Source organism: Enterobacter cloacae complex sp. P24RS, from assembly GCF_014982165.1.
GTDB classification, from domain to species: domain Bacteria; phylum Pseudomonadota; class Gammaproteobacteria; order Enterobacterales; family Enterobacteriaceae; genus Enterobacter; species Enterobacter quasihormaechei.
In genome coordinates this window covers 1-14030 of sequence record NZ_JADCKU010000028.1, presented here as the reverse complement: position 1 = coordinate 14030, position 14030 = coordinate 1, and the positions used below count along the sequence as shown (strand labels likewise).

Genomic DNA, 14030 nt, shown 5'->3' with positions numbered 1-14030 from the left:
ATCCCAATGCTTTCTCGAAAGACTAAAGTTGAGTAGAATCCACGGCCCGGGCTTCAATCCATTTTCATACCGCTTTACGCGAGGCAGACCACCATGTTTTATCAGGATCCTTTTGACGTCATCATCATTGGCGGGGGTCATGCAGGCACTGAGGCCGCAATGGCCGCAGCGCGAATGGGTCAGCAGACCCTGCTTTTGACACACAATATCGACACGCTGGGACAAATGTCCTGTAATCCGGCGATTGGCGGCATTGGGAAAGGACACCTGGTAAAAGAAGTGGATGCACTTGGCGGCCTGATGGCGAAAGCGATCGATCAAGCGGGCATTCAGTTTAGGATACTAAACGCGAGTAAAGGCCCTGCTGTCCGCGCCACTCGTGCGCAGGCAGACCGCGTGCTTTACCGTCAGGCTGTCCGCACCGCGCTGGAGAACCAGCCGAACCTGATGATCTTCCAGCAGGCGGTAGAAGATCTTATCGTGGAGAACGATCGTGTTGTCGGCGCTGTGACCCAGATGGGCCTCAAGTTCCGCGCAAAAGCGGTTGTGCTGACGGTCGGGACATTCCTGGACGGCAAAATCCATATCGGTCTGGACAACTACAGCGGTGGCCGTGCTGGCGATCCGCCGTCCATTCCGCTGTCTCGTCGTCTGCGTGAGCTGCCGCTGCGCGTAAGCCGCCTGAAAACCGGTACACCGCCGCGCATTGATGCGCGCACCATCGACTTCAGCGTGCTGGCACAGCAGCACGGCGATAACCCAATGCCGGTGTTCTCGTTCATGGGCAATGCGGCACAACATCCGCAGCAGGTGCCGTGCTACATCACGCACACCAATGAGAAAACGCACGACGTGATCCGCAATAACCTCGATCGCAGCCCAATGTACGCGGGCGTGATCGAAGGGATCGGCCCGCGCTACTGCCCGTCGATCGAAGACAAGGTGATGCGCTTTGCCGATCGTAACCAGCACCAGATCTTCCTGGAGCCGGAAGGACTGACCTCTAACGAAATTTACCCGAACGGCATCTCCACCAGCCTGCCGTTCGACGTGCAGATGCAAATTGTTCGCTCAATGCAGGGCATGGAGAACGCGAGAATCGTTCGTCCTGGCTACGCCATTGAGTACGATTTCTTCGATCCGCGTGACCTGAAGCCAACCCTGGAGAGCAAATTCATCCACGGTCTGTTCTTCGCGGGCCAGATTAACGGCACAACCGGGTATGAAGAAGCCGCTGCGCAAGGGCTGCTGGCCGGTCTGAACGCCGCCCGCTTCTCCGCCGAGAAAGAGGGCTGGGCGCCGGCGCGCTCTCAGGCGTACCTGGGCGTACTGGTCGACGACCTCTGTACGCTGGGGACCAAAGAACCGTACCGCATGTTTACCTCCCGCGCGGAATATCGCCTGATGCTGCGCGAAGACAACGCCGATCTGCGTCTGACCGAAATGGGACGAGAGCTGGGTCTGGTGGATGACGAACGCTGGGCGCGCTTCAACGAGAAGCTGGAACGCATTGAACAGGAACGTCAGCGCCTGAAAACCACCTGGGTAAACCCGCAGGCGGAAACCGCTGCCGAAGTGAACGCTCACTTAACAGCGCCGCTTTCGCGCGAAGCCAGCGGCGAAGATCTGCTGCGCCGTCCTGAAGTCACCTACGAGAATCTGGTCAAACTGACCGCGTTCGCACCGGGCCTTGAAGACGCTGAAGCGGCTGAGCAGGTCGAGATTCAGGTGAAATACGAAGGCTACATTGCGCGTCAGCAGGATGAGATCGAAAAACAGCAGCGTAATGAAAATACGCTGCTGCCGGAAATGCTGGACTATCGTCAGGTGACGGGCCTTTCCAACGAAGTGATCGCTAAGCTGAACGATCATAAACCGGTGTCGATTGGCCAGGCCTCGCGGATCTCCGGCGTCACGCCTGCCGCGATTTCAATTCTGCTGGTGTGGCTGAAAAAGCAGGGTATGCTGCGCCGCAGCGCGTAACGTTTGAACATTGCCCGGTAGCGCTGCGCTTACCGGGCCTACAGAACCCCGTAGGGCGGGTAAGCGAAGCGCCACCCGCCAGTAAGTATCTCAACAGGTATCCACCGTGCTCAATAAACTCTCTCGTCTGCTGGATGAAGCAGGTATTTCGCTCACCGATCACCAGAAAAACCAGCTGGTGGCCTATGTCGATATGCTGAACAAATGGAACAAAGCGTACAACCTGACCTCGGTGCGCGATCCCAACGAGATGCTGGTTCGCCATATTCTCGATAGCATCGTGGTGGCGCCGTACCTGAAAGGTGAACGTTTTATCGATGTTGGCACCGGTCCGGGGCTGCCGGGGATCCCGTTGTCTATTGTCCGCCCGGAGAGCCATTTCACGCTGCTGGACAGCCTGGGCAAGCGTGTGCGCTTTTTACGCCAGGTACAGCATGAGCTGAAGCTGGAAAATATCACTCCGGTGCAGAGCAGGGTAGAGGCGTTCCCGGCAGAGCCGCCGTTTGACGGCGTTATCAGCCGTGCCTTTGCATCGCTCAACGACATGGTGAGCTGGTGTAAACACCTGCCGGCGGAAAATGGCCGCTTTTATGCCCTGAAAGGGCTGGTGCCTGAAGATGAGATTCAACAGCTGCCAGCGGATTTTGCTGTTGAATCAATCGAGAAGTTACAGGTTCCTCATCTCGACGGTGAACGGCATTTGGTGATTCTTAAGCCAAACAAATTTTAAAAATTAAATAAAAAATGGGGAATTTGTGCTGTTCTTATTGTGTTAAAAAACAGCACACCCATGAGGATAATTCTGAAGTCATTTTAACCTTGTGTTCACCATGGTTTTTCTTGCGGTTAACCTGAGCTGATTCATTCACCGTAATGATAATCAACTATGAAAATATCAGTCTGCTAAAAGTGGGCTGTAGCAACCAGAATGCAATGTTAAATATTTATTAAAAATGTCAATAAAAGGTTTTTGTTGTATATAGGGCTGTTTTAGAAATAGTTGCGATTTTTTGGCTTTAAATTCATGGAGATGAAATAAAACGTTTTACGTGTTTGATGATTACCGCTTTATCGCAAATGTGCATTTTGTGATCTCGTGCACGCTTTATCGCCAACGTTTTCGCGCTGTTTGCAGTTTCGCCTGAAGGTCGACGCATTGGTCAAAAGTTGAAAAATAGCGCTGGGGAAAAATATTTAAACATTTATTCACCTTTTCGCTACTTAATGTTTGAAATCACGGGTACGCACCGTATAATTTGACCGCTTTTTGATGCTTGACTCTGAGCCTTAAAGGACGTTTTATACGACACGCGGCATACCTCGAAGGGAGCAGGAGTAAAAACGTGATGTCTGTGTCGCTCTTGAGTAGAAACGTTGCTCGTAAGCTTCTGTTCATTCAGTTTCTGGCGGTAATAGCAAGTGGACTGCTGTTTAGCCTCAAAGACCCCTTCTGGGGCATCTCCGCCGCGTGCGGAGGTTTGGCGGTTGTGCTGCCAAACGTGTTGTTTATGATTTTTGCCTGGCGTCATCAGGCGCATACACCCGCCAAAGGCCGCGTGGCCTGGTCCTTCGCTCTCGGCGAAGTGTGTAAGGTGTTGCTGACCTTTGCTCTACTGGTGATGGCGCTGGCGGTTTTGAAAGTGGTATTCATGCCGCTGATAGCAACGTGGGTTTTGGTGCTGGTGGTACAAGTTCTGGCTCCAGCTGTAATCAATAACAAAGGGTAAAAGGCATCATGGCTTCAGAAAATATGACGCCGCAGGATTACATAGGTCACCATCTGAATAACCTTCAGCTGGACCTGCGTACATTCTCGCTGGTGGATCCACATAACCCCCCGGCCACCTTCTGGACGATCAACATCGACTCCATGTTCTTCTCGGTGGTTTTGGGTCTTCTGTTCCTGGCCATGTTCCGCAGCGTTGCTAAAAAGGCGACCAGCGGTGTTCCAGGGAAATTCCAGACGTTCGTTGAGATGATCATCGGCTTCGTCCATGGCAGCGTGAAAGACATGTACCATGGTAAGAGCAAGCTGATTGCTCCGCTGGCCCTGACCGTGTTCGTTTGGGTCTTCCTGATGAACCTGATGGACCTGCTGCCAATTGACCTGCTGCCGTTCATCGGCGAGCACATCTTCGGCCTGCCTGCGCTGCGTGTTGTACCGTCTGCGGACGTGAACATCACTTTGTCGATGGCGCTGGGCGTGTTTATCCTGATTCTTTTCTACAGCATCAAAATGAAAGGCGTAAGCGGCTTTGTGAAAGAGCTTACCTTGCAGCCGTTCAACCACTGGGCGTTTATTCCGGTCAACCTGATCCTGGAAGGCGTTAGCCTGCTGTCCAAACCTGTTTCACTGGGTCTGCGACTGTTCGGCAACATGTATGCGGGTGAGCTGATTTTCATTCTGATCGCGGGTCTTCTGCCGTGGTGGTCACAGTGGATTCTGAATGTGCCATGGGCCATTTTCCACATCCTGATCATTACGCTGCAAGCCTTTATCTTCATGGTTCTGACGATCGTCTATCTGTCGATGGCGTCTGAAGAGCACTGATTTTTTACCAACACTACTACGTTTTAATTGAAACAAACTGGAGACTGTCATGGAAAACCTGAATATGGATCTGCTGTACATGGCTGCCGCTGTGATGATGGGTCTGGCGGCTATCGGTGCTGCGATCGGTATCGGCATCCTCGGGGGCAAATTCCTGGAAGGCGCTGCGCGTCAACCTGATCTGATTCCTCTGCTGCGTACTCAGTTCTTTATCGTTATGGGTCTGGTGGATGCAATCCCAATGATCGCTGTAGGTCTGGGTCTGTACGTGATGTTTGCTGTCGCGTAGTAGTTGTTTTAAAACCCCAAGCCACAGAAATTTAAGAGGTATTGTGCTGTGAACATGAACGCAACAATCCTCGGCCAGGCCATCGCGTTTATTCTCTTTGTCTGGTTCTGCATGAAGTATGTATGGCCGCCTTTAATGGCTGCCATCGAAAAACGTCAGAAAGAAATTGCTGACGGTCTGGCTTCCGCAGAACGCGCTAAGAAAGATTTGGACCTTGCACAGGCCAACGCGACAGACCAGCTGAAAAAAGCGAAAGCTGAAGCTCAGGTAATCATTGAACAGGCTAACAAACGCCGTTCTCAGATCCTGGACGAAGCCAAAGCTGAAGCAGAACAGGAACGTACTAAGATCGTGACACAGGCTCAGGCTGAAATTGAAGCTGAGCGTAAACGTGCTCGTGAAGAACTGCGTAAGCAGGTTGCGATTCTGGCTGTTGCTGGCGCCGAGAAGATCATCGAACGTTCCGTGGATGAAGCTGCTAACAGCGACATCGTGGACAAACTTGTCGCTGAACTGTAAGGAGGGAGGGGCTGATGTCTGAATTTGTTACGGTAGCTCGCCCCTACGCCAAAGCAGCTTTTGACTTTGCTGTCGAACACCAAAATGTCGATCGCTGGCAGAATATGCTGGCGTTTGCCGCTGAGGTGACGAAAAACGAACAAATGGCCGAGTTGCTTTCCGGTGCGTTAGCGCCTGAAACCCTCGCCGCGTCGTTTATCGCCGTGTGCGGAGAGCAACTGGATGCCAACGGCCAGAACCTGATTAAGGTCATGGCAGAAAATGGTCGTCTCCGTGTGCTCCCGGATGTTCTCGAGCAGTTTGAGCACTTACGTGCCCTCAGTGAAGCTACCGCTGAAGTTGAAGTAACTTCCGCAACTGAACTGAGTGATGAACAGCTTGCGAAAATCACCGCCGCGATGGAAAAACGTCTGTCACGCAAAGTTAAGCTGAATTGCAAAATCGATAAGTCTGTAATGGCAGGCGTAATCATCCGCTCGGGTGATATGGTCATTGATGGCAGCGTACGCGGCCGTCTTGAGCGCCTTGCAGACGTCTTGCAGTCTTAAGGGGACTGGAGCATGCAACTGAATTCCACCGAAATCAGCGAACTGATCAAGCAGCGCATTGCTCAGTTCAGTGTTGTGAGTGAAGCTCACAACGAAGGTACTATTGTTTCTGTAAGTGACGGTGTTATCCGCATCCACGGCCTGGCCGATTGTATGCAGGGTGAGATGATTTCCCTGCCGGGTAACCGTTACGCTATCGCACTGAACCTGGAGCGCGACTCCGTAGGTGCCGTTGTGATGGGTCCATACGCTGACCTCGCCGAAGGCATGAAGGTTAAGTGTACTGGCCGTATTCTGGAAGTGCCGGTTGGCCGTGGCCTGCTGGGTCGCGTTGTTAACACCCTGGGTGCGCCAATCGACGGTAAAGGTCCGGTTGATAACGATGGCTTCTCGCCAATCGAAGTTATCGCACCGGGCGTTATCGACCGTCAGTCCGTTGATCAGCCTGTGCAGACGGGTTATAAGTCCGTTGATGCCATGATCCCAATCGGTCGTGGTCAGCGTGAACTGATCATCGGTGACCGTCAGACCGGTAAAACCGCGATGGCAATCGACGCCATCATCAACCAGCGTGACTCCGGCATCAAATGTGTGTACGTGGCTATCGGCCAGAAAGCGTCCACCATTTCCAACGTGGTTCGTAAACTGGAAGAGCACGGCGCACTGTCTAACACCATCGTTGTGGTAGCAACCGCGTCTGAATCTGCTGCACTGCAATACCTGGCGCCATACGCCGGTTGCGCAATGGGCGAATACTTCCGTGACCGCGGTGAAGATGCGCTGATCGTATACGATGACCTGTCTAAACAGGCTGTTGCGTATCGTCAGGTTTCCCTGCTGCTCCGTCGTCCACCAGGACGTGAAGCATTCCCGGGCGACGTATTCTACCTCCACTCTCGTCTGCTGGAGCGTGCTTCCCGCGTTAACGCGGAATACGTCGAGAACTTCACCAAAGGTGAAGTGAAGGGTAAAACAGGTTCTCTGACCGCGCTGCCGATCATTGAAACCCAGGCGGGTGACGTTTCTGCGTTCGTTCCGACCAACGTAATCTCCATTACCGATGGTCAGATCTTCCTGGAAACCAACCTGTTTAACTCCGGTATTCGTCCGGCAGTTAACCCGGGTATCTCCGTATCCCGTGTGGGTGGTGCTGCTCAGACCAAGATCATCAAGAAACTGTCCGGTGGTATCCGTACCGCGCTGGCACAGTATCGTGAACTGGCTGCGTTCTCTCAGTTCGCATCCGATCTGGACGAAGCAACCCGTAAACAGCTGAGCCACGGTCAGAAAGTGACCGAGCTGCTGAAGCAGAAACAGTACGCGCCAATGTCTGTTGCTCAGCAGGGCCTGGTACTGTTCGCGGCTGAACGCGGTTACCTCGAAGATGTGGAACTGGCGAAAATCGGTAGCTTCGAAGCCGCTCTGCTGGCTTACGCTGACCGTGATCACGCTCCGCTGATGCAAGAGATCAACCAGACCGGTGGCTATAACGACGAAATCGAAGGCAAGCTGAAAGCTATCCTCGATTCCTTCAAAGCAACCCAATCCTGGTAATCGTCCGGCGGCTTGTCTCAGGACAAGCCGTCTGGCATTGAGGAGAAGCTCATGGCCGGCGCAAAAGAGATACGTAGTAAGATCGCAAGCGTCCAGAACACGCAAAAGATCACTAAAGCGATGGAGATGGTCGCCGCTTCCAAAATGCGTAAATCGCAGGATCGCATGGCGGCCAGCCGTCCTTATGCAGAGACCATGCGCAAAGTGATTGGTCACCTTGCAAACGGTAATCTGGAATATAAGCACCCTTACCTGGAAGAACGCGACGTTAAGCGCGTGGGCTACCTGGTGGTGTCGACTGACCGTGGTCTGTGTGGCGGCTTGAACATTAACCTGTTCAAAAAACTGCTGGCGGATATGAAAGTCTGGTCCGATAAAGGCGTTCAGTGCGATCTGGCACTGATTGGCTCTAAAGGCGTCTCTTTCTTTAACTCCGTTGGCGGCAACATTGTCGCTCAGGTGACCGGTATGGGTGATAAACCGTCCCTGTCCGAACTGATCGGCCCGGTTAAAGTGATGTTGCAGGCCTACGATGAAGGCCGTCTGGACAGACTGTACGTTGTCAGCAACAAATTTATTAACACCATGTCTCAGGTGCCTACGCTCACTCAGATGCTGCCGTTACCGGCATCAGAAGATGACGAGCTGAAACAGAAAGCCTGGGATTACCTGTATGAACCCGATCCGAAACCGCTGCTGGATACCCTGCTGCGTCGTTACGTTGAATCTCAGGTTTATCAGGGCGTTGTAGAAAACCTGGCCAGCGAGCAGGCCGCACGAATGGTGGCGATGAAAGCCGCGACCGATAATGGCGGCAGCCTGATTAAAGAGCTGCAGTTGGTTTACAACAAAGCTCGTCAGGCCAGCATTACTCAGGAACTCACCGAGATCGTCTCGGGGGCCGCCGCGGTTTAACCAGGTTTACGAATTACGTAGAGGATTCAAGATGGCTACTGGAAAGATTGTCCAGGTAATCGGCGCCGTGGTGGACGTCGAGTTCCCTCAGGACGCCGTACCACGCGTGTACGACGCGCTTGAGGTACAGAATGGTAACGAGAGCCTGGTGCTGGAAGTTCAGCAGCAGCTCGGCGGCGGTATCGTGCGTACCATCGCCATGGGTTCTTCCGACGGTCTGCGTCGTGGTCTGGAAGTTAAAGACCTTGAGCACCCGATCGAAGTCCCGGTAGGTAAAGCAACGCTGGGTCGTATCATGAACGTATTGGGTCAGCCAATCGACATGAAAGGCGACATCGGTGAAGAAGAGCGTTGGGCTATCCACCGCGCGGCACCTTCCTACGAAGAGCTGTCCAGCTCTCAGGAACTGCTTGAAACCGGCATCAAAGTTATCGACCTGATGTGTCCGTTCGCGAAGGGCGGTAAAGTCGGTCTGTTCGGCGGTGCGGGTGTAGGTAAAACCGTAAACATGATGGAGCTGATCCGTAACATCGCGATCGAGCACTCCGGTTACTCCGTGTTTGCGGGCGTAGGTGAACGTACTCGTGAGGGTAACGACTTCTACCACGAAATGACCGACTCCAACGTTCTGGATAAAGTATCCCTGGTTTACGGCCAGATGAACGAGCCACCAGGAAACCGTCTGCGCGTTGCGCTGACTGGCCTGACAATGGCTGAGAAATTCCGTGACGAAGGCCGTGACGTTCTGCTGTTCGTTGATAACATCTATCGTTACACCCTGGCCGGTACCGAAGTATCTGCACTGCTGGGTCGTATGCCTTCAGCGGTAGGTTATCAGCCTACGCTGGCGGAAGAGATGGGTGTTCTTCAGGAACGTATCACCTCGACCAAAACCGGTTCTATCACCTCCGTTCAGGCGGTATACGTACCTGCGGATGACTTGACTGACCCATCTCCAGCCACCACCTTTGCGCACTTAGACGCAACCGTGGTACTGAGCCGTCAGATCGCGTCTCTGGGTATCTACCCGGCCGTTGACCCGCTGGATTCCACCAGCCGTCAGCTGGATCCACTGGTTGTTGGCCAGGAACACTACGACACCGCGCGTGGCGTACAGTCCCTGCTGCAACGTTACCAGGAACTGAAAGACATCATCGCCATCCTGGGTATGGATGAACTGTCTGAAGAAGACAAACTGGTGGTAGCTCGTGCGCGTAAGATCCAGCGCTTCCTGTCCCAGCCGTTCTTCGTTGCGGAAGTATTCACCGGTGCGCCGGGTAAATACGTTTCCCTGAAAGACACCATCCGTGGCTTTAAAGGCATCATGGAAGGCGAATACGATCACCTGCCAGAGCAGGCGTTCTACATGGTTGGTTCCATCGAAGAAGCCGTGGAAAAAGCCAAAAAACTTTAACGCCTTAATCGGAGGGTGATATGGCAATGACTTACCACCTGGACGTCGTCAGCGCAGAGCAACAAATGTTCTCTGGTCTGGTCGAGAAAATCCAGGTAACGGGTAGTGAAGGTGAACTGGGTATTTTCCCGGGTCACGCACCGCTGCTCACCGCCATTAAGCCTGGTATGATCCGCATCGTTAAACAGTTCGGTCACGAAGAGTTTATCTATCTGTCCGGCGGCATTCTTGAAGTGCAGCCTGGCAGTGTGACCGTTCTGGCCGATACCGCTATTCGTGGCCAGGATCTCGACGAAGCGCGAGCCCTGGAATCGAAGCGTAAGGCTGAAGAGCACATTAACAGCTCTCATGGTGACGTGGATTACGCTCAGGCGTCTGCGGAGCTGGCCAAAGCGATCGCGAAACTGCGCGTTATCGAGTTGACCAAAAAAGCGATGTAACACCGGCTTGAAAAGCACAAAAGCCAGTCTGGATCCCAGGCTGGCTTTTTTTTTCGGCCTTAATTCATGATGAAAAAGATGTAGAATTTTAAGCATCAAACGTTTTTACTTCTCACACAAACTACCGTCAGGATGCGTATGTTAAACAGTGCGATGAGCGTGGTGATCCTTGCCGCAGGCAAAGGTACCCGCATGTATTCCGATCTGCCTAAGGTGCTCCACACGCTGGCAGGAAAGCCAATGGTGCAGCATGTTATTGATGCAGCTAATGAATTAGGCGCCCGCCAGGTGCATCTGGTTTATGGACACGGCGGCGATCTGCTGAAAAAAACGCTGCGTGACGACAATCTCAACTGGGTGCTACAGGCAGAACAGCTGGGTACTGGTCATGCAATGCAGCAGGCTGCACCCTTCTTCTCTGATGATGAAGACATCCTGATGCTCTACGGCGACGTCCCGCTGATCTCCGTTGAAACCCTCACTCGTCTGCGTGAAGCCAAACCGCAGGGCGGCATTGGGCTGTTAACCGTCGTGCTGGACGATCCGAGTGGCTATGGCCGCATTACCCGTGAAAACGGCAACGTGACGGGGATTGTTGAGCATAAAGATGCCAGCGAAGCGCAGCGTCAGATTCAGGAGATCAACACCGGTATCCTGATTGCGAACGGTGCTGATATGAAGCGCTGGCTGTCTAAGCTGAATAACAACAACGCACAGGGTGAGTATTACATCACCGATATTATTGCGATGGCGTACCAGGAAGGGCGTGAGATTGCCGCCGTTCATCCGGCACGCATCAGCGAAACGGACGGGGTAAACAACCGTCTTCAGCTTTCCCGTCTGGAGCGCATTTACCAGTCCGAGCAGGCAGAGAAGCTGCTGCTCGCAGGCGTCATGCTGCGCGATCCGGCGCGTTTCGATCTGCGCGGTACGCTGTCCCACGGACGCGACGTTGAAATTGATACTAACGTTATCCTGGAAGGTAACGTCACGCTGGGTAACCGCGTCAAAATCGGCGCTGGCTGCGTGATTAAAAACAGCGTTATCGGCGACGACTGCGAAATCAGCCCGTACAGCGTGGTGGAAGACGCGCGTCTTGATGCGGCATGTACCATCGGCCCGTTTGCGCGTCTGCGCCCGGGCGCTGAGCTGCTGGAAGGCGCACATGTTGGTAACTTCGTTGAAATGAAAAAAGCGCGTCTGGGTAAAGGCTCCAAAGCGGGTCATTTAACCTATCTGGGCGATGCAGAAATTGGCGACAACGTGAATATTGGTGCAGGTACCATCACCTGTAACTATGACGGTGCCAATAAGTTTAAAACCATCATCGGCGATGACGTGTTTGTGGGTTCTGACACGCAGCTGGTGGCGCCCGTCACCGTGGGTAACGGTGTGACCATTGCCGCCGGAACGACCGTCACGCGCGACGTAGCGGATAACGAGCTGGTGTTAAGCCGCGTGCCGCAGGTCAGCAAGCAGGGCTGGAAACGCCCGGTGAAGAAAAAGTAACCCTAAGGCGGGTGGCGCTGCGCTTACCCGCCCTACGATTGAGTAGGCCTGATAAGGCGTAGCCGTCATCAGGCAAACCCGGGAGAGGAGATAAAGATATATCTCCCCCCACAGGCAGTACCCATAACTATAACCCCACTCTCTACAAGGCTCGGGGTGCCCGGAAAGGGCGTTACCCAAAGGATTTCGCGTTGTGGCAAGGCGGCAAGCGTATGAGTCCATGGGAGCTTACTTAAGTAAGTGACCGTGGCGAGTACGAGAAGCCAACGCAGCCGCAGCGTGAAAGACGCAGGGTAAATACAGGTCAGCGACAACGCAGGCATAATGCCTAAATTCGGAATCTAAATTATGTGTGGAATTGTTGGCGCAGTTGCGCAGCGTGATATTGCTGAAATCCTTCTCGAAGGTTTACGTCGTCTGGAATACCGTGGCTATGACTCTGCCGGTCTGGCTGTCGTGGATGCAGAAGGTCATATGACCCGTCTGCGCCGTCTCGGTAAAGTGCAGATGCTGGCCCAGGCCGCGGAAGAACATCCGCTGCACGGGGGAACCGGTATTGCGCACACCCGCTGGGCGACGCACGGCGAACCGTCTGAAGGTAACGCGCACCCGCATGTGTCTGAACACATCGTGGTGGTGCATAACGGCATTATCGAAAACCACGAACCGCTGCGCGAAGAACTGAAAGCGCGCGGCTATACCTTCGTCTCTGAAACCGACACCGAAGTGATTGCTCACCTCGTACACTGGGAACTGGCACAGGGCGGTACGCTGCGTGAGGCAGTGCTGCGTGCTATTCCTCAGCTGCGCGGCGCCTACGGTACGGTGATCATGGATTCCCGCGATCCGTCCACGCTGCTGGCCGCGCGTTCCGGTAGCCCGATGGTTATCGGTCTGGGCATGGGCGAGAACTTTATCGCGTCCGATCAGCTGGCGCTCCTGCCGGTTACCCGTCGCTTTATCTTCCTGGAAGAGGGCGATATCGCGGAAGTGACGCGCCGCAGCGTGACCGTCTTCGATACCAAAGGCGAGCAGGTGAAGCGTCAGGAGATCGAATCTAACCTGCAATACGACGCGGGCGACAAAGGCGCTTACCGTCACTACATGCAGAAAGAGATCTACGAGCAGCCTAACGCCATCAAAAACACCCTGACCGGGCGCATCAGCCATGGCGAGGTGGATCTGAGCGAGCTGGGGGCGAACGCCAACGAGCTGCTCGGCAAGGTTGAGCATATTCAGATTGTGGCCTGCGGGACCTCATACAACTCCGGTATGGTCTCTCGCTACTGGTTTGAATCCCTGGCGGGCGTGCCGTGCGATGTCGAAATCGCGTCTGAGTTCCGCTATCGTAAATCCGCTGTGCGCCGTAACAGCCTGATGATCACCCTTTCCCAGTCTGGCGAAACGGCGGATACCCTGGCGGCGCTGCGTCTGTCTAAAGAGTTGGGTTACCTGGGCTCTCTGGCCATCTGTAACGTACCGGGCTCCTCGCTGGTGCGTGAATCCGATCTGGCGCTGATGACCAAAGCGGGCACCGAAATCGGCGTGGCCTCCACCAAAGCGTTTACCACGCAGTTGACCGTTCTGCTGATGCTGGTGGCGAAGCTGGCGCGTCTGAAAGGCGAAGATGCTTCCGTTGAGCATGACATCGTTCACGGTCTCCAGGCGCTGCCGAGCCGTATCGAACAGATGCTGTCTCAGGACAAACGCATTGAGGCGCTGGCTGAAGATTTCTCTGATAAGCACCACGCTCTGTTCCTGGGCCGTGGCGATCAGTACCCTATCGCGCTGGAAGGCGCGCTGAAGCTGAAAGAGATCTCCTACATCCACGCGGAAGCCTACGCGGCAGGCGAGCTGAAGCACGGTCCGCTGGCGCTGATTGACGCGGATATGCCGGTGATCGTTGTTGCACCAAACAACGAACTGCTGGAAAAACTGAAGTCTAACATCGAAGAAGTCCGCGCCCGTGGCGGCGTGCTGTATGTCTTCGCGGATAAAGACGCCGGTTTCGTCAGCAGCGACAACATGCACATCATCGAGATGCCGCATGTGGAAGAGGTGATTGCGCCGATCTTCTACACCGTTCCGCTGCAACTCCTGGCTTATCACGTGGCGCTGATCAAAGGCACCGACGTTGACCAGCCGCGTAACCTGGCGAAGTCGGTTACCGTAGAATAATCTTCCCGACACATAATGGAAAAAGCCTCGCATGAAAATGTGAGGCTTTTTTATTACGACCTAAATTTATTCCTAAAAAGTATTAAGTGTTATTTGTGTATGTTTCTGAATATGTCTTTTTAGCTAATAT

At 53.8% G+C, this 14030-nt stretch carries 13 protein-coding genes; all 13 read left to right on the top strand.

Annotated features, from left to right (window positions below):
* Window positions 1-93: 93 nt before the first annotated feature.
* A complete protein-coding gene (gene mnmG / locus INF58_RS20320; protein ID WP_193528390.1) occupies window positions 94-1983 on the top strand; it encodes a tRNA uridine-5-carboxymethylaminomethyl(34) synthesis enzyme MnmG in 1890 nt (629 codons plus the stop codon).
* Window positions 1984-2089: 106 nt separating this feature from the next.
* Window positions 2090-2713 (top strand): 16S rRNA (guanine(527)-N(7))-methyltransferase RsmG, encoded by a 624-nt coding sequence (gene rsmG, locus INF58_RS20315; protein ID WP_063452037.1) that lies wholly within the window; start codon window positions 2090-2092, stop codon window positions 2711-2713.
* A 616-nt stretch (window positions 2714-3329) separates the two neighbouring features.
* Window positions 3330-3710, top strand: a complete 381-nt coding sequence (atpI, locus tag INF58_RS20310) for a F0F1 ATP synthase subunit I (protein WP_003862375.1) — start codon at window positions 3330-3332, stop codon at window positions 3708-3710.
* Window positions 3711-3718: 8 nt separating this feature from the next.
* On the top strand, window positions 3719-4534 hold the full coding sequence (gene atpB / locus INF58_RS20305) for a F0F1 ATP synthase subunit A (protein WP_014881883.1): 816 nt from the start codon (window positions 3719-3721) through the stop codon (window positions 4532-4534).
* Between the two features lie 49 nt (window positions 4535-4583).
* Window positions 4584-4823, top strand: a complete 240-nt coding sequence (gene atpE, locus INF58_RS20300; RefSeq protein WP_000429386.1) for a F0F1 ATP synthase subunit C — start codon at window positions 4584-4586, stop codon at window positions 4821-4823.
* Window positions 4824-4871: 48 nt separating this feature from the next.
* The gene (atpF, locus tag INF58_RS20295; protein ID WP_003862370.1) at window positions 4872-5342 is read left to right on the top strand and encodes a F0F1 ATP synthase subunit B; all 471 of its coding nucleotides are present in this window, start codon (window positions 4872-4874) and stop codon (window positions 5340-5342) included.
* A 14-nt stretch (window positions 5343-5356) separates the two neighbouring features.
* Window positions 5357-5890, top strand: coding sequence for a F0F1 ATP synthase subunit delta (atpH, locus tag INF58_RS20290; RefSeq protein ID WP_003862369.1), 534 nt, complete (start codon window positions 5357-5359; stop codon window positions 5888-5890).
* Window positions 5891-5902: 12 nt separating this feature from the next.
* The gene (atpA, locus tag INF58_RS20285; protein WP_063452038.1) at window positions 5903-7444 is read left to right on the top strand and encodes a F0F1 ATP synthase subunit alpha; all 1542 of its coding nucleotides are present in this window, start codon (window positions 5903-5905) and stop codon (window positions 7442-7444) included.
* 51 nt (window positions 7445-7495) lie between these two features.
* Entirely contained in the window at window positions 7496-8359 is an 864-nt protein-coding gene (gene atpG / locus INF58_RS20280) for a F0F1 ATP synthase subunit gamma (protein ID WP_193528389.1), read from the top strand.
* Window positions 8360-8390: 31 nt separating this feature from the next.
* Window positions 8391-9773 carry a F0F1 ATP synthase subunit beta gene (gene atpD / locus INF58_RS20275; RefSeq protein WP_015570150.1) on the top strand — a complete coding sequence of 461 codons (1383 nt, stop codon included), beginning with the start codon at window positions 8391-8393 and terminating at the stop codon, window positions 9771-9773.
* 20 nt (window positions 9774-9793) lie between these two features.
* On the top strand, window positions 9794-10213 hold the full coding sequence (locus tag INF58_RS20270; protein WP_003862360.1) for a F0F1 ATP synthase subunit epsilon: 420 nt from the start codon (window positions 9794-9796) through the stop codon (window positions 10211-10213).
* A 138-nt stretch (window positions 10214-10351) separates the two neighbouring features.
* The gene (gene glmU, locus INF58_RS20265; protein WP_063868585.1) at window positions 10352-11722 is read left to right on the top strand and encodes a bifunctional UDP-N-acetylglucosamine diphosphorylase/glucosamine-1-phosphate N-acetyltransferase GlmU; all 1371 of its coding nucleotides are present in this window, start codon (window positions 10352-10354) and stop codon (window positions 11720-11722) included.
* A 348-nt stretch (window positions 11723-12070) separates the two neighbouring features.
* Window positions 12071-13900 (top strand): glutamine--fructose-6-phosphate transaminase (isomerizing), encoded by a 1830-nt coding sequence (gene glmS / locus INF58_RS20260; protein ID WP_063452041.1) that lies wholly within the window; start codon window positions 12071-12073, stop codon window positions 13898-13900.
* The last annotated feature ends 130 nt before the right edge of the window (window positions 13901-14030 follow it).

Bases quoted from the DNA above. Each gene is read 5' to 3' on its own strand.
- atpI (WP_003862375.1), top strand. From the start codon at position 3,330: ATGTCTGTGTCGCTCTTGAGTAGAAACGTTGCTCGTAAGCTTCTGTTC.
- atpE (WP_000429386.1), top strand. From the start codon at position 4,584: ATGGAAAACCTGAATATGGATCTGCTGTACATGGCTGCCGCTGTGATG.
- atpA (WP_063452038.1), top strand. From the start codon at position 5,903: ATGCAACTGAATTCCACCGAAATCAGCGAACTGATCAAGCAGCGCATT.
- glmS (WP_063452041.1), top strand. From the start codon at position 12,071: ATGTGTGGAATTGTTGGCGCAGTTGCGCAGCGTGATATTGCTGAAATC.
- glmU (WP_063868585.1), top strand. From the start codon at position 10,352: ATGTTAAACAGTGCGATGAGCGTGGTGATCCTTGCCGCAGGCAAAGGT.
- atpB (WP_014881883.1), top strand. From the start codon at position 3,719: ATGGCTTCAGAAAATATGACGCCGCAGGATTACATAGGTCACCATCTG.
- atpD (WP_015570150.1), top strand. From the start codon at position 8,391: ATGGCTACTGGAAAGATTGTCCAGGTAATCGGCGCCGTGGTGGACGTC.
- INF58_RS20270 (WP_003862360.1), top strand. From the start codon at position 9,794: ATGGCAATGACTTACCACCTGGACGTCGTCAGCGCAGAGCAACAAATG.
- atpH (WP_003862369.1), top strand. From the start codon at position 5,357: ATGTCTGAATTTGTTACGGTAGCTCGCCCCTACGCCAAAGCAGCTTTT.
- atpG (WP_193528389.1), top strand. From the start codon at position 7,496: ATGGCCGGCGCAAAAGAGATACGTAGTAAGATCGCAAGCGTCCAGAAC.
- mnmG (WP_193528390.1), top strand. From the start codon at position 94: ATGTTTTATCAGGATCCTTTTGACGTCATCATCATTGGCGGGGGTCAT.